Here is a 25,247-nt window from a genome sequence, read left to right on the forward strand (position 1 = left end):
ACATGGTTACATCAGCACGCATTCCAGCCCGCATTTCCATCGGCATTTCAACTGCTACTCTGACTGGCATGATCACTGGCATGATCGCTGGCATGATCAATGGCATTGCAGCCAGGTTCGCATTGCCTCGCATCATGCAGCTTCTCGCCGCCGCGATGCTCGCGCTGCTCCTGGCCGGTTGCGTCGAGGGTCCAGACCAATCCGGCGTTACCCAAGTGGTGCAGCAGCGCCTGACCCAGGCGCTCGGTGCCGATGCCGTCGAGATCACTCGCCTGCGGCGACTCGGCAGCGGCCCGCTGGACGCGAGCGCCGGCGGACTCAAGCGCCGCATCGTCTATTACAACGCCGTGCTGACCTTGGCCCGTGATCTGGATTTCTCGTCCTGGGATACGCTCAATGTCGCCGCCTTGACGAACCTGCTTGGCGCCACCAAGCGTGGCATCGACGGACTCAAACAGGACGGTAACAGCGCCGGCGACCAAGTCTATGTCCGCGGCAGCGTGAGTTTTGAGAAAGGCGCCGAGGGTTGGACGCCGGTGGATGTCTTTCACCCAGAGATTGGTGTCGCGAGCACAGGTCCAGCCGGCGCCGAGGAATCACGCCGCATCATCGAGCAAATCAACGCGCTGCTGACCAAGCCTGGCAAGGATTCCCAGGAGCGCAAGCGCATCATCACCGAGGTGCTAGATGGCGCCTACGATGACATCACGCTGCGACTCGACCGCTTGGAGCGCGCCCTGGTCATCGCCGGTGGCTCACCGGACGGCGAATATGCGCGCGTGGCGCAGCTGTTGGCAGATGAGCTGACCGCCGAGGGAACGCTATCGAGCGCGGCCCAGAGCAGCGGCAGCAAGGAAAACCTGGAGTTGCTGCGTACCGGCAAGGTCGACATCGCCTTGGTGCAGAACAACGTCGCCGCCCAAGCCCTCCTAGGTGCCGAACCCTTCGCGGTGCTTGGCCCGCACTACACCCTGAATGCCTTGGCTAGCCTGTTCCCGGAGCCGCTGCACGTCATCGTCGCTGCTGATTCGCAGATCACCAGCGTGCAGGATCTGGCCGGCAAACGGGTCGACATCGGCGATCCCGGTTCCGGCTCCTACCTCAATGCTGTCGCGCTGCTCGCCGCTGCCGGCATCGAACTCACCGACCTTGGCGCCATCCATAAGACCGGTCTCGCCGGTGGCTTGAACCTCCTTAATAACGGCGAGGCCGATGCCGTCATCGCCACCATCGGCGCTCCTGCCCGCACCCTGCAGCGAGCTGCTGCTCAAGGCCGGATTCGCTTGCTGCCGCTGAGCGCGGAACTGCGTGAGATGCTGACGCGAGAAGGCGCAGGCTATGTCCCCATCCTGCTGCCTGCGGCCACCTATCCCGGCCAACGCGAGCCAGTGGCCACCGTTGCGGTGACCGCCGTGCTCGCCGCCAACGAGTCACTGCCGAAGGCAGACGTCGATCAGGTACTCACGGCCCTGTTTGACCGCATCGACTTTGTTGCTGCCGGCAGCGCGGCGGGTTCGCAGATCACACCCGAGACGGCCGAGCTCGGGCTGACCATTCCGCTGCACCCGGCGGCCATCGCGTATTACGGGCGGTTTTCGCCATCGTCATCGTCATCGCCATCTCCATCGTCATCAGAGGAAACTGCCCGCCCGGCGGCCCTTGGGCAGGAATGAGTGAATGCATCGGCATCGACAAGACCTACTGGTCCAATAAATCTGGCAGGTCTGGCTATTAACGTGTATAAACGAGACATGAATTTTCCAGGGCAACGACCCCTGCCTGAAGGCAGGAACTGTCGCTGCCGCTATCCCTCCCCGCCCGCTAGGGACGGGGGTTTCTCGCGGAGGAACTGATGAGTAAATTGGCTACCACGACTCTGGCATTGGCAATGAGTATTAGCGCTGGGACTGCGCTTGCGGAGACCAAGCAAACGACGGTCGACGCCGTCAAGGCGCTGTGGGAACAGCAGCATAAGGCACTCGACTCCCACGATATCGATGGCGTCATGGCCACCTATGCCGACAGCGATGACATCATGCTCATGGGCACCGGACCCGGCGAGCATTGGGTTGGCCCGGCGGAGGTCAAGGATGCTTATGAACATTTCATGGATGGATTCGACCCCAACACCATGGAGGTCAAGTGCAGCGACGGTGCCGGCAGCGCGCAGGATGGCGTGACCTGGCTCACGGGCGTGTGCAGCTTCACCGACCAAAAGGCGGAAGAGACTCGCGAGTTCGTGAGCAACATCTCCGCCGTCCTGGTCAAGCAGGACGACGCCTGGCGCTTTCACAGCATGCATTTCTCACAGTTGATCGGCTGCGAGGCACCCGAGTCACAGGCTTCAACGAAATAGAGGGCATTTTCCATGACAGACCAGCATGAATTCGACGCCGTCGAGCGCGACACCGAGGCCAATACCGACACTGCCGAGGAACAAGCATTACAGAGCCGCCGGGGCTTCCTTCTGGGCCTTGGCAAGTGGTCGAGCGCGGTGATTGTAGGGGCCGTCGCCGGTGGCACACTGCTGCCTGATCGGCCCGCACAGGCTGCTGCCTGGATCAACCGCCGCGGTGGCGGTGTCGTTGTAAGAGGCGGTGGTGGCGGTTGGATCGACGGTCGCGGCGGCTATGGCGGCGGCAGTTGGGCCAACCGCCGTGGCGGCGGCTACGGCGGCAGCTGGGCCAACAGACGCTAAACCCCACCCTGGAATGCAGCCCGCCGGCACAGCAAGCCGGCGGGTTCGACCATCCGCCCATCTGTGACCTCTCCCCTCTACCATATCCCGCTCGCGCGCCTGACGGCGTTTCGCGGTCGCGATCTGATCGTGCGCAGCGCTCACCCGAGCGACCTGGCCGATCAACTCCTTGCGGACGACCTGGCAAATCTCGCCTACGTTCAGTTGCTCGGGCTGCCAGGCGATATCGACGCCCTGATGCACTGGGCCGAAGACATCGCCATCGATCTGCCGATGGAGCATCCGACGCGCGACTTCACCAGCCTCTACCGTTACGCCAAGCTGCTCAATAATCATCCGGTGCGGGTATCGCTGCCGGTTGAGACCGGTTTCGAGAATGCCGTCAAACTGGCCTCCTCACTGCACTTTCAGGTCAGGCTGCTCCTCGGTCAACCGCAACCAGCAAGCATCGACGCGCTAGCGCGTCTGCTTCACGACTACCTGCACAGGCCCACGGTGACCCAACCGATCGAGCCTTTCCATAGCCTGCTGCTCGGCTTCTGCCATGCGCAGCCAACTAGCCTGTGGGCAATTCAGGAAGAAGACCCCACGCTCATTCGCTACATTGACGACCAAGGTCGGGAGCGCCTGCCCGGCCGGCTGGTCGACGCAGAAGCCGAGACCAAGGCCGAGACCGAGCATGGCCCGGACCTCAACAACTTTGTCGCGACCTGGAGCAACGAATTAGTGGCTGACGGTGCCGAATGCGCCGACTGCCCGTTCTTTTCCGCATGCCTTGGCTATTTCAAATGGCCCGACCGCGACTACGACTACGACTGCGCCGGCGTGAAGGCCCTGTTCGCCACCCTCAAGCAAGCGGGAGACGAACTGCGACAAGACCTCGCCGCCGCGCCTCCGCTGGCGGGAGACGAAAAGTGATCAACGGCAATCATTTCTCGCTGATCCTGCTATCGACCAACCAATGCAACGCCGCCTGCGACTACTGCTTTGAGCACCTGACCGACGACCGCCTGACTCTCGAACGGCTCCAGCGTATCGTCGATAAGGTGCTGGATCACATGGACGCCCAGCAGATCAGCGCGCTCACCATTCACTGGCAGGGCGGCGAGGCGATGCTGCTGCCACCGAGCTGGTATGCACAGGCCTTCGCGTTGATCGGCGCGGCCGCCGCAACGCGCGGAAAGCACGTCGAGCATGGATTACAAACCAACATGCTGGCGTACAGCCCGGAATGGAACGACATCATCGCCGAGATGTTCGGCAACAGCCTCAGCACCTCGCTGGACTACCCCAATCGACATCGCAAGCAGCCCGGTCGCGATACTGAGCACTACGACGCCCTCTGGAGTCGCAAAGTGCGCATGGCGCGGGATGCCGGCATCGATGTAAAGGCCATCTCGCTGATCAACCAGGGCACGCTTGAGCTGGGTGCGGAGGCGTTCTACAGCCATCTCGTCGATACGCTCGGCGTCACCGACTTTCAGATCAACACCCCATTTCCCGGCGGCGAGGCGAATGCCGTCAAGCAGCAGTTGTCCCCGGATGTGACTCTGGATGTAACGGCACTGGCCCGATTCCACTGCGAGTTGGCCGATCTCTGGCTGGAGCGTGGCTATCGCGACGGCGTGCGCATCGGCCCTTTCGATCAGCTGCTCGACTACTTCAGCCACCGCGACGCCTGCCTGCCCTGCATCTGGGGTGCGAATTGCGCCGATAATTTCATCGCTATCGACGCTCGCGGTCATGTCGCCCAATGCGACTGCTGGGTAACCAGCTATCCGGAGTATCGATTCGGCAACATCCTCGACGACGACAGCCTGACCAACCTGCTCCGCCACAGCCCGGCTCGTGAGCATTTCAACGCGCGCCCAGTGAAGCTCATGCAGGGAGATTGCCTCCAGTGCGATTATCTGTCCATGTGCCACGGCGGCTGCCCAGTGCGCACCTACAGCATGCATCAGAGCCTGTTTGAGAAAGACCCCTACTGTCACCTCTACCAATCCCTGTTCCAGCACATGGAATCCCGCGCGACACAGCTTGCCGGCGCCGCCCTTACGCCAGGCACACGCCTCGGAGCAACATGATGAAATGGTTTCGAGATCTGAATTTCTCCCTGAAAATTATCGGGCTGTTCTCCGTGATCTTCCTGGCCGCCATGCTCCTGTTCGGCAGCCTGCTGATCGACACCATTGTCGACGACTTTCTGGCAGAGAAAACGCTGGTGTCACAGTCAATTCTGGCCCAAGGCGAAGCCATCCGCCGCCAGATGGGAGAAACCTGGCAAGACAGCCTGTTCAAAGAGGAAGTCTGGAAAGACGCGCAGCGCTGCCGCGAGGAAACCGATCGCGCCGCACGCCTTGCCTGCGCTCGCGAGACCAAACTGCACAAGGTAATTCCGGTCATCATGATGCTCGAGACGGGCGCACACGCGGCCGAGGAGGCGGGGTTCCAGCTGCGGGCGGCCAAGCGCACGCGACCGCGCGACCCCAAGGCCCAGGCGACACCGGCTGAACTGCGTCTGCTCGAGCGCATGCAGCAAGAACAGCGTACCGAGCTCTCGCTTAGGGACGAGGAGAGCGGTCAATTTCTCTTCGCCCGGGCAATCAAAGCCGATGCCGGTTGCCTGGTCTGTCACGGCACGCCCCAGACCAACCCGCTCGGGGATGACAAAGACGTCTTCGGGTTTGAGCTGGAAGACTGGCAGATTGGCGAACAGGTGGGCCTGCTGACGCTGACAGCGCCCCTGTCCGAACTGCACGCGGCCCAACGACAGGCGCTGCTGAAGGTCGGCGCGCTGATTCTTGGCATTCTGGTGATTGGCGGTGGCATTTTTGTCAGCGTCATCCGCCGTTTCGTGCAGCAACCCGTGGTTGCCATTTCCGGCGGCCTCACCCAGCTTGCCCAGGGCAATCTATCAGTCAAGGTCGCCACCGAGTGTAACGACGAAGTTGGTCAGGCCGGCAAGGCGCTCAATCAGGCGGCCGCTAAGTTGTCGGAGATTCTCCAAGAAGTGATTTCCTCAGCGGAAAGCGTCTCGGCCTGCAGCGAGGAACTATCCGCCGCCGGCGCTCAGATTGCCGACGGTGCCTCCCGACAAGCCGTCAGTATCGAGCAGACCAGCGCCTCAATGGACCAAATGTCGCAGCAGGTCGCAAGTAATACCGACAATTCAGCGCAGACGGAGCAGATTTCCTCGCGCGCGGCTGCCGATGCGCAGGAAAGCGGCCAAGCGGTGAAGGAATCGGTGGCAGCGATGAAACAAATAGCCGAGAAAATTTCAGTCGTCGAAGAAATCGCTTACCAGACCAACCTGCTGGCTCTCAATGCCGCCATTGAGGCCGCGCGCGCCGGACAGCACGGCAAAGGCTTCGCGGTGGTGGCGACCGAGGTGCGGAAACTGGCCGAACGCAGCCAGACAGCTGCGAGCGAAATCACCCAGATCGCCTCCTCCAGCGTTCAGATTTCGGATAAGGCGGACACTCTGCTGCGGGAGTTGGTCCCGAGAATTCAGGAAACCGCCCGATTGATCCAGGAGATTTCATCCAACAGCCACACCCAACACCGCGGCATTGATCAGATCAATCAGGCCATCCATGAATTGGAAGGCATCATCCAACAAAACGCCAGTGCCTCCGAGGAAATGTCCGCAACAGCGACCAATCTCTCCACGCAATCCTCGCAGTTGTTGCGATCAACCGGCTTTTTCAAGATCAGGAAGTAAGTGTGTTTCACCTTGACGGATGGGCATGAAACCTGTCCGTCGCAGGTGATGACAAATCGCATTGGTTGCACGCATCTAATCAACGACTATGCCCTGCGTGAGTTTTCAACTCGCGTGCGGTTAATCGAGAATCGTGCCATTCCGGAATTCAAGCCATGCAAGACACGCCGACCATCCTGATTGTCGACGACCAAGTCGACAATCTCAAGGTGCTGTTTAACACGCTCAAGCCAAATTATCGCGTGCGCGTAGCAAACTCAGGCGCAGAGGCACTGGAGATTGTGCGCCGCTTTGAGGCGCCGGATCTCTTTCTGCTCGACATCATGATGCCGGAGATGGACGGCTATACCCTGTGCCAGCGGCTCAAGACGACTCCGGGCGCCAGCGAGACGCCGGTGATCTTTCTGACCGCGCGGGATCGCCCCGAGGATGAGGAGCGCGGATTCGATGTTGGCGCGGTGGATTATGTCACCAAGCCGGTGAACGCCCGCCTGGTTCAGGCGCGAATTAAGGCCCAGCTCGCCTTGGCCCGTCAGCTCAACCAGGCGCGCACGGCCTTGCAGGCGAGCAACCGGTTGATCGCGCTCGTGACCCGCGATCGCGATGATCAGGAAACTCAAAACGCCCTGCTGGCGCGCGAAATTGCTGAACGCAAACAGGTCGAGGCGGCCTTGCGCGAAAGCCAAGCCCGTTTCGCGCGCATGACCTCTCAACTGGCCGACCGGCTGTTTTTCTTCACCAACGCACCCAGCGGCGAGCTTGTTTATATCACCGATGGCATCAAGCAACTCTTGGGCGTCGCGCTGCCGGAAGACGCCCTTGGTCAATCCTGGCGCAACCTGGCCGACTGGTCACCGGAGTCGCTTGTCAAGGTGCTTGAGGAAAGTCAGCGCTGGCTGACCCTTGGCGAAAAAACCCGTTTCGGGCTGAGCTTCCGCCATCCGCAGGCGGATTGGCGGCAGCTTGAGATCCATGCTTACCGGGTCTTGGATCAGGAGCGCGGACAGGAACTGATCGAGGGCATCGCGCTTGATGTGACCGAGCAGCGCGCGTTGGATGGGCGTCTTAGGACTCTGGGGCAGGCCGTGGAGCATGCGCCAGTATCCGTGACAGTGACAGATCCAAACGGCAACATCCTCTATGTCAACCCCCATTTCACCCGGCTCTCGGGTTATACCAAGGAGGAAGTGCTGGGGAAGAATCCGCGTTTGCTCTCGTCTGGGGAACACGATGACGCATTCTATCAGGAGATGTGGGCCACCCTGCATCGCGGCGATACCTGGCGTGGCGAATTGATTAATAAAAACAAGCAGGGGGAAATGTATTGGGTGGAAACCGCCATTTCTCCGGTATTCGACGAGCAAGGCGTGCTTCAGAGCTATGTCGCGGTCAAGCAGGACATCAAAGACCGTAAGGAACTCGAACGCATCAAGGAGGATGTCGAGCGCATCATGCGGCATGATCTGAGAACGCCGCTCAATGTCGTGATCAATGTGCCCGATCTGCTGCTGATGGACGACGACTTGAGCGCAGATCTACGGGAAGAGATCGGACTCATCCGCGAAGCCGGTCACCGCATGCTCGGGATGATCGAGCTTTCGCTGGACTTGTTCAAAATGGAGACCGGTCAACTCAACTACAGCGCGAGTCGAGTCGATCTGATCAGGATCCTGCAGGATGTCTGCGCGTCCATTGCGCAACTGCTGAACCGCAAGCAACTGCGCCTGGCGATCCGCCGCAATGGTCAGTCGGTGTCACCAAAGAAGGCTGACTCCGGCGGGCAGTGCGTCGAGATGATCGCCGCCGATGCGCGACTGCTGGTGTCGATGCTGGGAAATCTGCTCACCAATGCTGTGGATGCGTCACCGCCCGGTGAGACCATTAGCCTGGACATCCAGGTGAATGAACAGGACAACCAGACCAAAGAATGGGTTCGACTCGACATCTGCAACCAGGGCGCCGTTCCGCCGCCGATGCGCGGGCATTTTTTCGAGAAATATCGCACGCACGGCAAGGCGGGCGGCACTGGGCTGGGCACCTATTCGGCCAAACTCATGGCCGACACCATGGGCTTCGAACTGACCATGAGCACGTCCGACGCGGATGATCGCACCCGCATTCATTTACGTATGCCATCGGCGGCAACGGCGGCGGCGACAATGGACGAGTAACACATGACCGCAGAGATGTGGTGGGCCTCGCGCGCGCGCATGATCTCTGGCTTGATTGGCCTGCTTTTCCTCCTGAGCGCTGGGTACACCGAGGCCGCGTGTGACGCCTTTGCACTCACCGCCGAGCAACGCGCCTGGCTTGATGCCCATCCGGATATCGTCCTTGGAATGACGGATCAATACCCGCCCGAATTGATCCGCGCGGGCGATGGTGAGCTGTCCGGGATCCTGATAGACGTGCTGGACCTACTCAATCAACGCCTCGGCAGCTCGATTCGCGTGCAGGCGGATACATCCTCGCCGACGCTGATCGAGGAGGCCCGGGCCGGGCGGCTCGACGGTTTACTGGCGGTAGCGCAATTGCCGGTTTGGGATGATCAGTTTCTGCTGACCGACAGTTATTTCGAGACCTACCTTTATCTGTACGCGCGTGACGGCGTCTCCCTCGTGGGCACCGACCTCGCGGCCTTGTCGGGACAGCGCGTCGGAACGCTCCAGGATCACAAACGCATCAATGCCTTGCTCGCGCCGGTTGCCGAGGACATGGAGCACATTGAGTTTGCTTCCAATGAAGCCCTGGCCGCAGCGCTGATCGACGGGCGTATCGATGTGGCGGTGGCGCCTGGCACCTTCGACTGGTGGCGACGGCAAAACACCATGAGCGACTTCGGCATCGCCGGTGTACTCGAAGGCAGCGAGTACCAGCTTGCCATGGCCATTCGCAAGGACTGGGCACCCCTGGTCAATATCCTCAATCTGGGCCTGGCCAGCATTAGCAACGACGAATGGATCGCGATCCTCAGTCACTGGGTCGGTGGGTTGCGGTTCGCGCGCCTGAGCCGGCGCCTCACATTGACTGAAGACGAGCGCCGCTGGCTGGACGAGCATCCAGTCATCCGCTATGGCATCAGCGCCTGGGCGCCGATTGAATACATCGATACCGAGGGCCAGCCGGCCGGCATCGCGCCGGACTATCTGCGCCAGATCGAAGCCCTGCTTGGGGTGCGCTTTGAGCCGCAGACCATCGAGCTTTGGCCCGAGGCGCTGGATGCGCTCGCGGACGGCAATCTTGACTTGCTTCCAGCGGCCATGCCCCGCAGGCAAGACCGCCAGGGGCCTTGTCATTTCACTGCGCCCTATCTGCGGTTTCCCGTCGCCATCTTCGCGCGTGTGGAAACGCCTTTGATCGACAGCCTGAGGCGCCTCGCCGGGAAGCGGGTGCTGGTGAGTGAGGGCTATGCCACCGAGGAATGGCTGCGCGCCGAGCATCCCGAGATCGACCTGGTGCTGGCGCCCGATGTGCGCACAGCCGTGCGCTGGCTGGCCGAGGGGCGGGCCGATGCTCTCGTCGGCAATCTGTTCGCGGTGAGTCAGGCGATCACGCTGGAAGAGTTATTTCAGGTCCGCGTCGCTGGCCATACGGACTACACCTACGAACTGGCCATGGCGACCCGTCCAGATTGGGACATTCTGAACGGGCTGCTTGAGCGTGCGATTGCGGCGATTCCCGTCAGCGAACAGGATGCGATCAAGAGCCGCTGGTTGAGCGCGCAGCCAGTGCCGCGCATCGACACCCGCTTGGTCTGGCAGGTAACGCTGGCGGTTGCCCTGGTGGTGGCCGTTATTCTGGCCTGGAACCTGAGTCTGGCGCGCCAAATCCAGCGCCGCCGGCGTGCCGAAGAGCGCCTGGGCGCCAGCGAGCAGCGCTATCGCGGCATGGTCGAGTCGGCCAGTTCAGTGCTTGTGTTTTATTGCCTGGACAAGCATGGCGTCGTGCTGGATGCGGGGGCTGGCACGCTTGAGCTGTTTGGCATGCAAGAACATGAAATGCTCGGTCGGAACTGGCGCGATATTGCCGCTTGGAGTGGCGACAGCCTGGTGCTGGGCCAGCGGGCGCTGGCGACCTGCTGGCTTGGCCAGGCACCGGCGCCCGTGACCCTCACCTACGAACTGGATGGTGAACGCCGCCATTTGATCAGCTTCCCGCACCCGGTCAAGGATGAAAACAACCGCGTGGTGCGCGTTGAGGGTCTGAATGTCAACTTGACAAAACGTGTTCAACTTGAGGAAGAGGTCCGTGAGCTGGAAACCGATTTTCGCACCCTGTTTGAGCTGTCCCCGCTGCCGATTCTGATTTCAAGCGGCGCCGATGAACGCACGCTGATGGTCAATCAACGCTTTCGCGATCTTGTTGGTTACGAGATCGAAGACATTCCGGATGTCGCGCACTGGTGGCCTAAGGCCTATCCAGACCCGCACTATCGCCAGCAGATTGTGGCGGAATGGCGACAAAAGACGGCGCGCGCTCTGGCGACGCAAAGCCCCCTTGAGCCTGTGGAAGCGCGGGTATGCTGCGGCGATGGACAAACCCGAATCTTTGTTGTCCTCGCCACCGGTCTGCACCAGCGGCATCTGGTGATGTTCGTCGACGTGACCGAACAGCGCGCGACCGAGGCGCGGCTGCGCGCAGCTCAGGAGAAAGCCGAGGCGGCCAATAGCGCCAAGAGCGAGTTTCTCGCCAACATGAGCCACGAAATCCGCACGCCGATGAATGCCATTCTTGGCATGCAGTATCTGTGTCTGGTGACTGAGCTGGATGAGCGCCAGCGCGAGTATCTGACCAAGGCCCAGAGCGCGACCAAGGCGCTGCTTGGATTGCTGAACGACATTCTTGATGTCTCCAAGATCGAGGCCGGGCAGTTACGCTTGTGCGCGCAACCCTTTGCGCTGTCACAAGTTACCGATCAACTGCTCAACATCTTCGGTCGTCAGGCTGAGGATAAGGGGCTAGGTTTTCTGATTGATTGCGCGCCCGAGGTGCCCGAGGCGCTCTACGGCGATGCGCTGCGGCTGAGCCAGATCCTGCTGAACCTGGCGAATAACGCGGTGAAGTTCACCGAACAGGGCGACATTCGCATTGAAGCGCGCCTACTTGAACGCCAGCCGGCGGCGGCCGGGCAAAGCCGCGAGCGGGTGCATCTAGAGTTTCGCGTCCGAGATACCGGCATCGGCCTGAGCGAGGAACAGATCGCCACCCTGTTCCAGCCCTTTCAGCAGGGCGACGGCTCCATCACCCGCCGCTATGGCGGCACCGGGCTGGGATTGTCGATCTGCAAGCGCCTGGCCATCCTGATGGGCGGCACCATAGGCGTGGACAGCCTGCCAGGGGCGGGCAGCACCTTCTGGTTTACCATCTGGAGCCAATGCCTGCTCGCGGACGAGCAACCAGTCAGCCATCAACCCCAACTGTTGACCCAGGCGCCGCACGGTCTGGCCGGTCGGCGGGTGCTGTTGGTCGAAGACAACCCGGTCAATCGCGAGGTCACGCGCGCCATGCTCGAGCGTGCCGGGATTATGGTCAGCGAGGCCGAGCAAGGCATCGCCGCGCTCGCGCTGCTCAGTGAGCAGGGCTGCGAGGCCTTCGATCTGGTGCTCATGGACATTCAGATGCCGGAGATGGATGGGCTGGAAGCGACCCGGCGCATCCGCGCCCGCCCCGATGGCGCCCGGCTGCCGATTATCGGCCTTAGTGCGCATGTCCGCGATGAGGATGTGACCCGCACCCGAGAAGCCGGCATGAACGCCCATCTGGGCAAGCCGCTTGATGTCGCTCGCCTTTATGATTTGTTGGCCGAACAGCTCGGCTTGGATGCGGACAGCCGTGCTGGTGCTGGTGCCGGCGCTGGCAACAAGCGACCCGCCGAGGCGCTTGAGTTGCCTCCGATCCCAGGGCTGGAGCGCGCCGCACTGAGCGCCGCGCTGGGTCCGAATCTGGACATGTGGCCGCAGTTTCTTAGGCGTTTTGGTGATACCCATGCCGAGAGTTTGGCGCGCATCGACGCAGCACTGGCGGCCGGCGACATCGCACTGGCCGAGCGCGAGGCACACAGTTTGGCTGGTGCCGCCAGCAATCTGGGGCTGGTGGAGATTCGCACCGCCGCGCGGGCGCTGGAAGATGCGCTAAGAGACCAGCCGCAAGCGGATGCCACGCTGGCCGAGGCGCGCACGCGACTCGCCGAACGGCTGGAGCCGGCACTGGTCGCCATCGCCGCCTGGCGCGACCAGACCGCTAAGGATCAGGCGGCTGCGGATCAGGCCGCCACTCAGGCACCGACCGAACCGCCCACACCAGTCAGCTGTGAACGCCTGCAAGACCTGCTGGCGCGACTGTACGATTTGACCCAGGCGTACGACCCGCTCGCGGAGGATCTCTGGCTTGAGGAAAATACCCTGCTGCAAGCCGGCCTCGATCCGGATGAATATCGACGCCTGGAGCGCCAAATCACCGGCTATCGGTTTCCCGAAGCCAGTGAGACGCTGGCGCAGTTGCGCGAAGCGATAGCAGCCAGCGCATCAGCGCCGAGCATTAATCGCGCTTCCCAATCGCGATCTGCTTGAGCGCGATTGGGCGGCATTGAGCAAGGGAACTCAGTGCTCGGTTCCCAAATAGCGGTCCAAGAGCCTCAGCCAATCGTTGGAGCGGATAATTTCAAGCAAGGCGACATTGGCGGATTCACGCAACTCACTATCGGGCGGCAGGGCAATGCCATAGTCCTGGCGTCGGAGCACCAAGGGCAAGACGCGCAGTTGTTGGGCGAATGCCTCCGCAATTTCATAGCGCAAGATCGGGGCATCATGGACTACCGCATCCGCCTTGCCCACAGCCAACTGCGTCAGGGCGGCGGGCAGGTCATCGACGGTTCGATGACGGATGCCCTGTTCAGCCAGAAAGCTGTCGCTGGTGCTCCCGCTTAACGCGAGAACGCGCTTCGAGCGCAGATCGTCGACGCCAGTGACCGAGGTATCCAGCACATTCACGGTCAGGGCCGTCGTGATTGCCGCAGTGAAGGTCGAGATCGCGATCAGGCCAGAAAACATCCAAACCATCCCGATGAGTCGCCCGAGGGGCGTCATCGGTGCCTTGTCGCCATAGCCAACCGTGGTCATGGTCACCGCAGACCACCAGAGCCCGGAGCCAATGCCGGACAGGGGCTTTCGACAAAACTGGTCGTTTTTCCGCCGCTCGGCCAGCCAGATCAGCACTCCGACAGCGACCAGGAGTGCAAGCAGCGCAGCAACCACGGCCAAGAATCCAGGCGACATCAAGCGAGCAATCACCGCGAGCAGATTGCTGCTGCGATGCGGCACAGCGACAGCCAGTCCGGAGGTATGAAATGGATGCGAGAAGTCGAGATCCTGCTCGCGATCGCTGGTGATGGTCAGCGCTGCAACAGCCGCATCGACGTCCCCTGTAGCTGTCGCCTCGAGCATCTCGGTCAGCCCAAGCTCGGTGTAGTGGAAGTCGAAGCCGTTCTGCTCGGCGATCTGGTTCCAAAGCTCGATGGCGATGCCGGACCATTGCCCATCGGCATCCTTGAATGCAAAGGGCGGTGCCTCGCGGGTCGCGATGGTCAGCGAGGCTGAAGCGACGGGGTCTGTCGCACTCTCCTGCAGTGTTCCATCGCCTTCTGCTGACTGGGCGCCAACTTGAGCGGCCCAGCAAAGCATTGGCAACAGTAGCAGCCGATTCAAAACATATCGCATCCGGGCCTCCGTTCTATCATCGAACGCAGACTATCTTACGCTAGGCTTCGATCAATCGTGGCAGGTTCGCGAGCGCGTCCCAGTTCAGATTAATATGCTCCAAACACCAGGCCACTGCCGAGGCGGCCATTGAGGCCATTAATGTGCGCCAATGAGCTACAGGGGCATTGCATGACCCAAAAAAACATTACCCAGAAAAACATTAACCAGAAAAACATTACTCAGCAAACCACGACCATCGCAACCAATGGTTCCGAGACCACCGACGCCCTCGGCCAAGCGCTGACGGCGATGGGCCTGGAACCTTCGCGGCGCTTCGGTGTGATGCTGTGGACGGGCCAATACGAGGGTCGGGCTGTGACCCTGAGGATCAGCCGCCAGGGCCGCACGCGCTATGCCGGCGAGGTCCGCTACCGCCAGCAGCTTGGCTTCCGGCTGCGGATCGAACTGCAGACCAAGGTTCTCACCCGCTTCTATCTGGTCCCGGCGGCATTTGCCAACTCCGGCCTGATGCGCCGGATCTACCGCTGGCGCGGCACGCAGGTCATCGACAAGGCGCCCGAAGCACTGACAAACTTCCGCGGCGTGGCGAGGGATGCCCCCTGGGGCGAGCGTCTGCTGGCCTGCTCCGAGCTGATCGACGACATCGCCGGGTTGCTCACTGAGCGGACGCACGGCGGCCTACAGGGCAGCGTCTACTTTGAGCCCGAGACTCTGCACTACGGCAGCGGGATACTCCAACGCGCCGATTTCGAGGTGGACTGGGTCAGGTCCATTCTGGAGCGCCTGGCGCGGATTGCGGCGGTGGCCGATCACCTGCCACCGCCGCAGCGTCAAGACAAGCCGTCGCGCTTTGCGGGATTGGCGCGCCGTCGACCATTGCTGGCGGCCTTACTGATGCTCGGCGGCTTCGTGGGCGTCCTGATGGTGTTCGCGCTGGTGTTAGTGCTGATCCTCTCGCTGATTGCCATTGGATTCAAATAACCCTGGCATTGCGCCAAAGGGCGAAACTGCGCGAACGCAGATTGATCATTGCACTGAGCTTTCGGCAGCTGATCTATTCGATATCAACGCGGTCACGGCCTTCCCGCTTGGCGCGGTAGAGCGCGGCATCGGCGCGCTTGAGCATGTCATCGAGGGTGTCCTTCGGTTGCCATGCGGTCAGGCCCTGGCTCAGGGTCACGGGCTGTCCGGGCGCGGACTCTAGCGCCGCGATCTCGCGCCTGAGCCGCTCGGCAAAAGCCGTCGCACCGCCTTGGCCGGCGCCGGGCAGCAGGATCACGAATTCCTCGCCGCCCCAGCGGGCGGCCAGGTCACCCTTGCGGCTTAAGTCTTTAAGAACGCTTGCCACCTCGCGCAACACGCGGTCGCCGGTTGCGTGGCCGTGGTTGTCGTTGATCCACTTGAAATGATCGAGATCGGCCAGGATCAACGTCATAGGCGTAGCCGTGCGTTCGCTTCTGGCCAGGGCGATCTCGGCGGCATCCATAAAATGGCGGCGATTGGCCAGGCCGGTCAACGTGTCGGTGATAGCGAGCTCGCGCATGGTGGCGGCATCGCGGACATTGCGGATGTACTCCAGGGTGCCAAAGACGATGGACAGACACAGGATGGCACCGCCAATCAGATAGAAAAACAGCTGTTGCCGCCAGGCGCCGAGCGCGGTGCGGGTCTCCTCGCCAACCACCACGATGAAGGGCAGACCGCGGATTTTGCGCAGGGCCCAGATCCTGTCGATGCCATCCACCGGCGAGACCAGGCGATGGGTGACCAGCGCATCGGAACCCGAGCGAGCCAGCGTATTGAGCTTTTCCTCGGCGACGCGCTGGCCAATTTGACTCGCGATCAATGGCTTGCGGGCGAGCAGGCGCGAGTTTAGGTCGAAGATGGAAATCACGTTATGCGGTTCCAGCTCGACCAGGTCCAGCCACTGCTGGAAGAATCCCAGATCAAAGCCCGCCAGCGCGAAGCCCTCCAGCTGTCCCGTCGCTGACAACAGTGGCATGGAGGCGGTCACGTTCATGGCGTTGGTGACCGAGGTGAACATGTTGCTGATCTTGAAGGCGTCAACTGGCTCGCTCTGGGCCAGGGTGCAGTATTCGCGCCCGCGTTCTTGCGCATCGAGCCCGATGTTGCCGCCGATGGATGTGTGGGTGATGACACAATTGGCGTTCAGCATGCCGAGAAAGAGCAGATTGGGCACGGAGGCGGCCTTGTCGATGATCAGCGCGGTCTTGCGCTCATGCAGAGCCGCATTGTCGCTCGGGTAGACCAGCTCATCCGCGTCGAAGCGTTTGACGGTATCGCGCAGCACGTACTCGGTTAGGTCGAAGGATTTGGCGATCCATTCGGCGATCAGAAAGCCTTTGGCCGTGGCGCGCTCGGTGGCGGTGGCGATGGCCAACCGGTGGGAAGCGACTAGCTGCGTCGTGCCGGCGGCGGCGATGGTGGCAATCATCACCACGCAGATCAGCCAGGCATTGCGGGTACGCGCGCTGATCCGGCGTTTCGAATCGCTCTCGCCTTGATCGCGGCGGGCCCGTGCAGCCTGGTCGATGTCAATCGCCGCGGAGCGTGAATCAACGGTTTCGGTGGCAGAGCTCATACAGCGGAAAGCCCTCGGTTGGCGCGGTCGATAACAAGGTGCGGTGGCGGCCGAACCGGGTTGGAAGTCCGTTTTGATGGCGCCTGGATGGGCACGAGCCGCTCGCCGGTCTTCAGCGGGCGGATAATTGGGTCGAGGCGCGTCAGGCTCGGCGGCAGATCCTGCAGCGCTGCCTCAGCTGTCGCAAAATCTGCATATGCGCCGATCAGCACGCTATGCCAGCGCCTAGGCTCGCCGCCTGACTCCAGTCGCAGTGCCCGGCCGACGAGGCCCTCGTCCTGCGCGAAGCGCGCGAGGCTGGCGACGTCGCGGAAGCTGATTAGCTGGATGGTGAAACGAGCGTCTTCAGGGATTGCATCGACGCGATTACTGGGCGCTTCTGTGGGCACTTCTGTAGGCGCTTCACTGGGTGCTTCTGTCGCGGTCGCAGTGGCCGAATCCGCATCAGAGCCCGTGCTGGCATCCCTGACAGCATCCAGGTCTGTGTCAGTGTTGACCGGTCTTTCCGGCAATTCGTCTTCCTGCGGCGATTGATCTTCCCGTGCGACGGCAGTGCTGGGCAAGCGGGGGGACTCAGGTAACACCGTGGCCTCGGCCGCGGCTCCTTCGCCTAGCTCGGGCTTTGCTTCAGCCTCAGCTCTAGCCTCCAACTCGGTCACGGACTCTAACTCGGTCTCAGTCTCAGTCTCAGTCTCAGCCGCAGACTCTAAGTCGCTCTCAATCTCAGTCTCAGTCTTTACCTTGACAACGACAGTAGCCGGGTCCGGCTTCTCCATTTCCGCCGGCGCCGTCACCGCAGCCGCCGACCGCGTCTTCGCCAGCGAGGCGGTTGGTGCCATGCCGGTCCCTTGCCAGGCTACGTCGATCCGCTCGATGGCGATGAAGGCGATCAGGATCATCGCCGCCGCAAAGATTCGCCGAATTGGCGCGCAGGGTGCCGGCTTGTTTTGCAGCGCGAGCAGCGAGCTGTATATCGGTCGCCCGCCGAGGCCTTCGGCGGTGAAGGTCGCGCTGAGGCAGGTGAGGATGATCGGCAGTGCCAGGGCCTGGGCACCTGTGAGCTCAATGACCAGGATGATGCCGGTGAGCGGTGCGCGCACGGTGGCGGCGAAGAGCGCGCCCATGGCGGCGACGGCGAAGACCTCGGGTTGCAGCGCGATTGCTGGCGCAGCAAAGGAGACCAGCACCGCAAAGGCGGCACCGCAGATGGTGCCGAGTGCCAGCATTGGCGCGAAGATGCCACCGGGTAAGCCGAGTCCATAGCTGCCGACCGTGGTCAGCAAGCGCACGGCGAGCAATGCGAGCAGAAAGAAAAGCGCAGGCTGACCATGCAGCAGATTCTCGACCAGGGTCTCACCGCCGCCCACGGTGGCTGGCGCAAACCAGATCAGCGCGCCCAGGAACAGCCCGGTCATGGCAGCAGCGATGTAGGCTCCCGGCGTGCCCAGCGCTCGAAAAGCGGCCACCGAGCCCAGCAGCAAACGGTTGAACAGTCCGCCAAGGGCGCCGATCAGGATGCCAAGGAGCAGGAACAATGGCAGCGAGCGCAGCGGTGCCATGTCCAGGTCTGGCATCGGCATATCCGGCCCCTGACCGAGCATCCAACCGCTGACGATCACCGCCGCGCAGCAGGCCAGGATCACCGATTGGATGGTCGCGAAGCGATAGTCGAAATGCTCGCGCAGCTCCTCGGTGACAAAGACGATCGCAGCGAGCGGGGCGTTGAAGGCGGTGGCCAGCCCAGCTGCTGCGCCTGCTGCGATCAAGGCGCGATTTGCGCCGGGCCGAGGCCCCAGGCGCTCGCTCGCCATCTGACCGAGCGCCGCGCCCATGTGAATGGTCGGCCCCTCGCGGCCCAGCACCAGGCCCGAGCCCACGGCGAGGGTGCCGGCAACGAACTTGATGGGCAGCACGCGCTTCCAGTGCAGCTTGCGCGCGCTAGCGAGGATAGATTCGACCTCTTGCACGCCACTGCCGGCGGTTTCCGGGGCGAAACGGCGCACCAGCCACATGGCGCAGACCAGCACCAGAGCGCCGAGCAGCATCAGCAGCAGCCATCCGGGAACCGGTGCTGAGCCGAGCAGCTCGCGCAGCACGTCTCGGCTCGACGACGCTTGATCGAGCAGGGCATGAAAGGCCCCGCCGATCAGTCCCGCGAATGCGCCAACCAAGGTGGCCGCGAGATAGAGTCGCCAGGGAAAGGTGATGGCCGGCATCGTCTCTTTGGTGTCGGTTGTGACTGTGGCGCCTGAAAACAGCGATGAGTGCGTTGAGCAGAAGGTCGATATTCAACCTGCTGATCAACTAGGTGGCGAAGATACCGGAAAACCATGCCTGGTGTCCTTGGCGGAGGAATTTTGCGGTATAGTTCGGCGATGAGCACAGATCACACAATTCTAAAAGTTTTTGGCAGCCGCCTCGCAGGCGCAGTATTACTGGTCCTGCTGGTAGGTATCGTGGCGCCTCTAGGCAGCGGCAGCACTGCGTTTGCTCAATCGGCACCTTCGCCGGAGCAGCCTCCCGTCACCGAGCCAGTGAAGCACCACAGCGGCGGCGAGCACAAGATTGATGCGCGAGCGCACCGAGTCGCTAAGGCAATTGCCAGCGACATCGAGCGCGTCGAGCCCTATCTGGAGCGCTATGGTTATTGGGCTGTGTTTGCAGCAGTTGGGGTCGAGGGCATCGGTATCCCGGCGCCGGGGCAAACTCTGCTGGAGGCTGGCGCCCTGGTAGCAGCGATTCCAGACAGCAAGCTCAACATCTTCGTGTTGCTTCTTGTCACCATCCTGGCAACAGCGCTCGGGCAGACGATCGGCTATCTGATTGGTCGCTCCGGCGGTCGCGCGGTGCTCAATCGACTGCCGCCGATTCCAGCACGCAGCCTTGAGAACATTGAGCGCGGATTCAACCGCTATGGCGGATGGCTGGTGTTCTTCGGTCGCTTTGTCGATGGCCCGCGCCAGTTCATTGGGCTCTTTTCAGGCATCCTTGCGATGCACTGGGGCCGTTTTATGCTCCTCAACATCGCTGGCGCCGTCCTTTGGGGCAGCTTCTGGGCGCTTGGCGTCTATTATCTCGATCTCCATTTCGATGCCATGGTCACGGCTTTGCGTCAGGTCAATCCCTGGATCGCCGGGCTCACGGTGGTCGGCGTCATCGGCCTGCTGATCCTTGTGCTGATTACCGTCATCCGCCGGCGGAGCAAGACACCGGCTTGAGATAGCGGCTGCAGGCGCGCGGCCGAGTATCACCAACCTCAGCATGAGAACAGCCGCTCAATCCTGGTTAGGATTGGCGGCTGCTATTCACCGGCCGGGTCGGCTACAGCGAGCATGCTGAAGCCGCCAGAGCCTGCGACTCGCAGGTTCTGATCAGGCCGCCAGAGCCTGCGACTCGTGGCTAAGGCACTGCTTGGGACAGACGCGCGAGCAGGATTCGCAGCCGATGCAGTCGAGGACGTTTTTCAGATTCATGACCATGCCCGGTGCTTCGTCGAAGTCATCGTCATCAAAGTCATCATCGTCGTTGAGGTCGAGCTCGTCGCGGTCGACCAGTTCGAAAACGTCGCGCGGGCAAACCTTGAAACAGCGGCCGCAGCCGATGCAGTTGTTTTGGTTCAGCGCCACGATGAAGGCGGGCGTCCACTCAGTGCCGCCGCGGGTCAGTCCGGTGATGGTGCTCATTTCAGTCTGCCTCCTGATCGGTTCAAAGCCCGGCAACCTCGGAATGATTGCCAACCAGCTCTAGCGCAACGGACAGGATTTTGTCGGCCTCGTCCTTCATCTTGGACATGGACGCAAAACCAAAACGATGCACATCGCGCAGCGCACGGTCCATCACCACCAGTTTGCCGACGATAATCATCACGCGCCCAAAGCCTTCGCTGGTCAGGTTGATGACCGGCGAGGCCATCAGTTTGCATTCTTTTTCGATCATGGCCGAAATGGCGTTGTAAAAGGCATTCAGCCGGTCGATGGTCGCAGCATCCGGGTTCGCCACCATCGGAATCTCTCGCCTGCGCTCGGGTGTCAGAATGAACGGATCGAGCAATTCGGCATTCGTCTTCTTCTCTAGCCGACCGTAAGTATCGAAAGCGCGCATGTGGCGCACCAGTTCGACGCCAAAGTCGGTTTGCAGCACCGGATCATCCGCATCGATGGCGATAGCCCCTGTTGTCATCTCAAGCCTCCAGTTGTTGTTTCAGTCTCAGTCATTGTTTCGGTCGCTTTGTCGACGGGATCAGCCATGGCCGCCCGTCCTGTAAAAATGCCATCCGCGTCGGCGACGCGGACATCGGACAGCTCAAATTGCGTCCATGGCGAGCCGGGACTGCGGTCGATCAGCCAGCGTCCCAAGCCGAGCCCGCCAAAAAGCCCTGCTCCAGCAAGCAGCACGCTCAAGCCGTCGCTGCCCCAGAGCGCGCTGCCCCAGCCACTGCTACCTAAATGGGTTCCAAGCAGGGCACCGAGCAGCATCAACACCACCGGCAGAACATAGGCCAGCAACGCAGCGCCGATCAGAGCGCCGGGTGCGATGCCGAGCCGGATGGCATCCCCAGGACGCCAAGGATTCGCATCCGCGCCCGACGAGCCAATGTCCAAGGAGCCAATATCCAAGTCCACCCGCAGCGCGCGCTCGCCAAAAGCTCCGGCCAGCGCTGCGGTGCCGCAGCCAGATGCCTGCTCACAGCCGCCGCACGCGCTACGCCGCGGCAGCTCCACCTGCAGCGACGCGGATTGGCCCTCTGCCGCCGCCCGCACCGCCAGCACCCGGCCGGATTGCTCGATCATTCGCTCCAGCCCTCAGCTTCCATGTCGTCGAACTTGTTCTCCTCGACCTCCGGGGAACGCGGCTGGCGCGCGGCGATGGCCCGCATCAGCCAAGCGCTGGGTCCGTCAGCAAGGTCGCGCTGCAGCTCTGCCAACAGCCGCTTAATGAGTGTCCCCGCCTCAACCTTGAGCGGCTGCACCCCGCGCGCGCGCAGCTGGCTGACCGCCGAGGCACCGACCGCCTGGCAGTACACGGCAACGCAGCCCTCCAGGGCGTCGATCTTGGCCCCGAGCTTGTCCTCGTTGCCATCCATGTCGAGCTGGCCGAACTGCACCACTTCTAGCATCTCGCAGCCGTGACGGTCGACCGCATAAAGCGCGAAGGATTGGGCCGCGCCGAAATGCTGATCGACACGGCGCAAATCGGCCGTCGCGAAGGCGACCTTGATCGCCGTCTCGGTCGCTGACAGCGACGGCGGGGTGTCGCAATTGAGCAGTTTCAGTCGTCGTTCGACAGGCATCGGAGACTCCTCAGGCCGCGGCCTGACACTCAGCCGCCGGCCACTGCTTAAGGCGCGAGCGATAAGGATGAATCTCGCCCTTCTCCAGGCCCAGCATGATGTTGGCCAGGTCAAACAGCGTCTGGCGCGTGCCCTGATAACCGATCCAGCAGCGCTGATAGCCGCCGACGAAGTCGTATTGCGGAAAGCCGGCGCGCAGCAGCGGAATGCCGAGCCGCTCGGCCGAGCCGACGCCATGGGAATTGCAGATCATCACCTCGGCGCCACCCGCGCGGGCGAGTTGCTCGAGGTCCTCGAGATCGCCAATCTTGACCTGCTCGCTGCGCACATCGCGCAGACTTGTGGCATTGGACGGCGCAACCGCCGCGACCGTCTCCGCGCCCATCTCGGCAAGCAGCTCGCTGAAGGCGAGCAGCAGATCACCCTCGGCGGCGACGGCAAAACGCGCCTGACCGAGCGAGAAGTGTGCGTCCAGCATGGCGTCCTGAAGTTGCGAGCGCTGGCGCTCGACGCGCTCAGGTACCGGCTCGGCACTGATGCGGGCGAGCGCGACGACCAGTGCGTCCATGGCATCGATGCCCATCAGGTGATCGAAGCGATAGTCCGGCACCCCGGTGCGCGCCTTGAGCAAATCCGCTGCCCCGCGCATGGAACGGCCGATCACCAGAGTCGCCGCCGCGTCGCCCAGGGTGGCGAGCTCATCGACCAGGGTGCCACCGATGGTGAGCGCGCTGTAATCCGTGTCGGCCAAATGGCCGTCGAGCGCGTCGGAGAGGTCCGGCACCACCACCGGGCGCAGGCGAAAGCGCTCGAGCAGGTCTTTCATGTACTCGATATCGCCTGGTGTGATCGCGGCGCCGACCAGCAGATTCACCTGCCGCTGGCGACGGCCCGGACGGGTGCCGGCGGTGGAGGCCTCGGGCACCAGATCCTCAATCACGCGGGTGACGGCATTGGAATAGCCACTTTCCAGGCAGCCGGCGAAATCCGGCGAGTGCACCGGCACGATGGCGACCTGATCATACTGCGGATAGCGGCTACGGAACTCCTTGAGCGCGCGCTTGGGGTCGCAGCCCTGGGCCTCGGTCAGGCCGGTGGTGGGCACGCCAATCAACGCCGGCGCATGCTTGTCGCAAATCGTGCGCAGGCCTTCGATCAGATTCTCGTCGCTGCCCATGATGGCGCTCACCTGATCGAGCGCCGTGGTCTGCATCGGGATCGGCTCGCGAAAATGCTGAATAAAGAAAATCTTGCCGAAGGCCGTGCAGCCCTGAGAGCCATGCAGCATCGGGATACTGCGGTTGAAGCCCAGAAATGCCAGGGTGGCGCCAACGGTGGCGCTCGCCTTTAGCGGACTGACGGACAGCGCCTTGTTGCGTTTGACGATCTCAGCCATGGGACACCTCCGCGACCGATTGCGTATTTGGCCCCGTGCCGGACCCGGTGGCGAGCGCGGATTGCTTGGCCCCAGGCTGTGCTGAGCCGACCTGCCCTGGTTCAGCCTGCAGCCCCGGCCGCCACGGCGGCGCGCTGCGCACCCGCGACCAGATCGGGCTCGACAGCGTCACATCGATCTGGCGCGCCAGCTCCAGCATGCCATCGTAGCCGGCGTAGCCGAACTCGCGCTCCTGATTCACATCCAGGAAGGGCAAGCGGGCCTTGAGCGCGGTGTATTGGTTGCGCCCGCCGGCGATCATCATGTCGACCTGATAGCGCTTGCACATATCGAGTAGCCCACGCGGGTTGCCGTCCTCGATCATCACCGCCTCCTCGCCCATCAGCTCGCGGATGCGAGCTTTGTCGTCTTCGGTCGACTTGCGGGTGCCGGTGGCCACCACCGTCATGCCGAGATCCTGCAGCGCGCTGATCACCGACCAGGACTTGACCCCGCCGGTGTAGAGCAGCACCTTCTTGCCGGCGAGCTTGGCGCGCCAGGGCTCGAGCGCCTGATGGATGCGCGCTTCCTCGCGCGCAATCAGCGCCTCGGTGCGTTGGGTCAGATCGGGGTCATCGAGCAGGCGGGCGAATTGGCGCAGCGCGTGCGACACATCGGCCACACCATAGAAGCTGCCCTCAAACCAGGGCGTGCCGTAGCTTTCCTGCAGCTTGCGCGCGACATTGATCATCGCCTTGGAGCAGACCATCATGTTTGCCTCACAGCGGTGCATGGTCTGCACCTCCTGAAAGCGCGCATCGCCCGATAGCGTGCACAGCACCCGCAGCCCCAGTTCATCGAACAGCGGCAGCACATGCCACAGCTCGCCGGCAATGTTGTACTCGCCAACCAGGCAGATGTCGTGGACTTTGAAATCCGCCCGCTCGATGCCCGATGGAATCGGGTCTGGCTCACGCGTGCCGCAGACATCGCGCACCATCACCTCACCGGCGATGCGATTGCCGAGATTCTTGGTGCCGTAAAAGCCGGCTGCGTCGACCGAGATGACCGGCTTGTTCCAGCGCTTGCTCGCCGCGCGGCACACTGCACCGACATCATCGCCCGTCAGCGCCGGCACACAGGTGTTGTAGACGAAGACCGCCGCCGGATCGTAATTGTCGATGGCCTGCTTGATGCCGTGAAACAGCCGCTTCTCGCCGCGGCCCATGATCACGTCCTGCTCGGTCAGGTCCGTGGTCATGCCGATCTTAAACAGCTTCGGCCCCGAGGAACGCGTCCCGCGATTGTCCCAGGCACTGCCGGCGCAGGCGATGGAGCCATGCACAATGTGGGCGACATCGGCGATCGGCAGCAGCGCAATCTGCGCGCCGTCGAACGAGCAGCCACCCGCGGTGGCCCCCGGTTTGAGCTTGGCGCAACCGGACTTGGACTTATCGTTGTGCTCGCACGCCGGCTCGTCGAGCAGGGCGGCGATGTCTTTTTGCTTCATGCTGACTCCAGACAAAGGTCTTAATAGAGTCCCGGAAGCAGAGCCCGTGCCAGAATGCCAAGCGATTGATCATGCGAAGATAACGCCGCCCGGCGCCTTGTCGCAAAAGCGACAAGCCCGCATGACGGGACGATTTGCGACAGATGGTGCAGGGGGTTGGTCGATCCCAAAACGACCGCTTAGCGGTTTCGCTTCCGCGGAGTTAATGATCAAACTTCGCCAAGCGCGCGAAGCGGAGTTCCGTGGAGATTGACCGCATTACCTTGGACTCAGGCGTCATGGGGAAACCCCAGCATCCGCGGCCCGCGAGGTTAAGGATGCTTTTCTGTGCAC

Annotated in this window: 19 protein-coding genes; 10 read left to right on the forward strand and 9 right to left on the reverse strand. The window is 62.2% G+C overall.

All coding sequences use genetic code 11. The features are described 5' to 3' along the window. The first annotated feature begins 2 nt into the window (after positions 1 to 2). The 8 genes from Thiosp_RS18860 (at position 3) to Thiosp_RS18895 (ending at position 12,988) form a co-directional block, all read left to right on the forward strand. On the forward strand, positions 3 to 1,673 hold the full coding sequence (locus Thiosp_RS18860; protein ID WP_201068200.1) for a TAXI family TRAP transporter solute-binding subunit: 1,671 nt from the start codon (positions 3 to 5) through the stop codon (positions 1,671 to 1,673). 179 nt (positions 1,674 to 1,852) lie between these two features. Beyond that, a complete protein-coding gene (locus Thiosp_RS18865; protein ID WP_201068199.1) occupies positions 1,853 to 2,356 on the forward strand; it encodes a YybH family protein in 504 nt (167 codons plus the stop codon). A 12-nt stretch (positions 2,357 to 2,368) separates the two neighbouring features. Next, positions 2,369 to 2,698 (forward strand): hypothetical protein, encoded by a 330-nt coding sequence (locus Thiosp_RS18870; protein WP_201068198.1) that lies wholly within the window; start codon positions 2,369 to 2,371, stop codon positions 2,696 to 2,698. A 63-nt stretch (positions 2,699 to 2,761) separates the two neighbouring features. After that, on the forward strand, positions 2,762 to 3,616 hold the full coding sequence (locus Thiosp_RS18875; protein WP_201068197.1) for a hypothetical protein: 855 nt from the start codon (positions 2,762 to 2,764) through the stop codon (positions 3,614 to 3,616). After that, the gene (locus tag Thiosp_RS18880; RefSeq protein WP_201068196.1) at positions 3,613 to 4,782 is read left to right on the forward strand and encodes a radical SAM/SPASM domain-containing protein; all 1,170 of its coding nucleotides are present in this window, start codon (positions 3,613 to 3,615) and stop codon (positions 4,780 to 4,782) included. Before Thiosp_RS18875 ends, Thiosp_RS18880 begins: the two co-directional genes overlap by 4 nt. Then, a complete protein-coding gene (locus tag Thiosp_RS18885) occupies positions 4,782 to 6,419 on the forward strand; it encodes a methyl-accepting chemotaxis protein (RefSeq protein ID WP_201068195.1) in 1,638 nt (545 codons plus the stop codon). Before Thiosp_RS18880 ends, Thiosp_RS18885 begins: the two co-directional genes overlap by 1 nt. A 155-nt stretch (positions 6,420 to 6,574) precedes the next feature. Continuing rightward, on the forward strand, positions 6,575 to 8,590 hold the full coding sequence (locus Thiosp_RS18890; protein WP_201068194.1) for a PAS domain S-box protein: 2,016 nt from the start codon (positions 6,575 to 6,577) through the stop codon (positions 8,588 to 8,590). Between the two features lie 3 nt (positions 8,591 to 8,593). Then, positions 8,594 to 12,988: a transporter substrate-binding domain-containing protein gene (locus tag Thiosp_RS18895; protein ID WP_242518793.1), complete on the forward strand. Its 4,395-nt coding sequence runs from the start codon at positions 8,594 to 8,596 to the stop codon at positions 12,986 to 12,988. 30 nt (positions 12,989 to 13,018) lie between these two features. Here Thiosp_RS18895 and Thiosp_RS18900 read toward each other — a convergent pair whose 3' ends face one another. Beyond that, on the reverse strand, positions 13,019 to 14,134 hold the full coding sequence (locus tag Thiosp_RS18900; protein ID WP_201068193.1) for a transporter substrate-binding domain-containing protein: 1,116 nt from the start codon (positions 14,132 to 14,134) through the stop codon (positions 13,019 to 13,021). A 171-nt stretch (positions 14,135 to 14,305) separates the two neighbouring features. Here Thiosp_RS18900 and Thiosp_RS18905 point away from each other — a divergent pair, with 171 nt between their 5' ends. Then, complete coding sequence (locus Thiosp_RS18905) at positions 14,306 to 15,118, forward strand: hypothetical protein (protein ID WP_201068192.1); 813 nt, start codon at positions 14,306 to 14,308, stop codon at positions 15,116 to 15,118. A 73-nt stretch (positions 15,119 to 15,191) separates the two neighbouring features. Here Thiosp_RS18905 and Thiosp_RS18910 read toward each other — a convergent pair whose 3' ends face one another. After that, the gene (locus Thiosp_RS18910; protein WP_201068191.1) at positions 15,192 to 16,739 is read right to left on the reverse strand and encodes a sensor domain-containing diguanylate cyclase; all 1,548 of its coding nucleotides are present in this window, start codon (positions 16,737 to 16,739) and stop codon (positions 15,192 to 15,194) included. Further along, a complete protein-coding gene (gene clcA / locus Thiosp_RS18915) occupies positions 16,736 to 18,955 on the reverse strand; it encodes a H(+)/Cl(-) exchange transporter ClcA (RefSeq protein ID WP_242518791.1) in 2,220 nt (739 codons plus the stop codon). The genes Thiosp_RS18910 and clcA overlap by 4 nt, the downstream gene beginning before the upstream one ends. Before the next feature lie 318 nt (positions 18,956 to 19,273). Here clcA and Thiosp_RS18920 point away from each other — a divergent pair, with 318 nt between their 5' ends. Further along, entirely contained in the window at positions 19,274 to 19,957 is a 684-nt protein-coding gene (locus Thiosp_RS18920) for a DedA family protein (protein ID WP_323696604.1), read from the forward strand. Between the two features lie 153 nt (positions 19,958 to 20,110). On the opposite strand, the gene fdxB is transcribed toward Thiosp_RS18920, so the two are convergent. Genes fdxB through nifE form a run of 6 tightly spaced genes read right to left on the reverse strand, consistent with a single transcriptional unit; the run spans position 20,111 to position 24,914 of the window. Then, on the reverse strand, positions 20,111 to 20,422 hold the full coding sequence (fdxB, locus tag Thiosp_RS18925; RefSeq protein ID WP_201068190.1) for a ferredoxin III, nif-specific: 312 nt from the start codon (positions 20,420 to 20,422) through the stop codon (positions 20,111 to 20,113). 22 nt (positions 20,423 to 20,444) lie between these two features. After that, on the reverse strand, positions 20,445 to 20,918 hold the full coding sequence (locus Thiosp_RS18930) for a NifX-associated nitrogen fixation protein (RefSeq protein ID WP_201068189.1): 474 nt from the start codon (positions 20,916 to 20,918) through the stop codon (positions 20,445 to 20,447). Beyond that, positions 20,915 to 21,529, reverse strand: coding sequence for a SoxR reducing system RseC family protein (locus Thiosp_RS18935; protein WP_201068188.1), 615 nt, complete (start codon positions 21,527 to 21,529; stop codon positions 20,915 to 20,917). The genes Thiosp_RS18930 and Thiosp_RS18935 overlap by 4 nt, the downstream gene beginning before the upstream one ends. Continuing rightward, positions 21,526 to 22,029 carry a NifB/NifX family molybdenum-iron cluster-binding protein gene (locus Thiosp_RS18940; RefSeq protein WP_201068187.1) on the reverse strand — a complete coding sequence of 168 codons (504 nt, stop codon included), beginning with the start codon at positions 22,027 to 22,029 and terminating at the stop codon, positions 21,526 to 21,528. The genes Thiosp_RS18935 and Thiosp_RS18940 overlap by 4 nt, the downstream gene beginning before the upstream one ends. Before the next feature lie 10 nt (positions 22,030 to 22,039). Further along, on the reverse strand, positions 22,040 to 23,425 hold the full coding sequence (nifN, locus tag Thiosp_RS18945) for a nitrogenase iron-molybdenum cofactor biosynthesis protein NifN (protein ID WP_201068186.1): 1,386 nt from the start codon (positions 23,423 to 23,425) through the stop codon (positions 22,040 to 22,042). Beyond that, on the reverse strand, positions 23,418 to 24,914 hold the full coding sequence (gene nifE, locus Thiosp_RS18950) for a nitrogenase iron-molybdenum cofactor biosynthesis protein NifE (protein WP_201068185.1): 1,497 nt from the start codon (positions 24,912 to 24,914) through the stop codon (positions 23,418 to 23,420). Before nifE ends, nifN begins: the two co-directional genes overlap by 8 nt. Positions 24,915 to 25,247: the final 333 nt, after the last annotated feature.

The sequence above is a fragment of the Thiorhodovibrio litoralis genome, from assembly GCF_033954455.1.
GTDB lineage: Bacteria > Pseudomonadota > Gammaproteobacteria > Chromatiales > Chromatiaceae > Thiorhodovibrio > Thiorhodovibrio litoralis.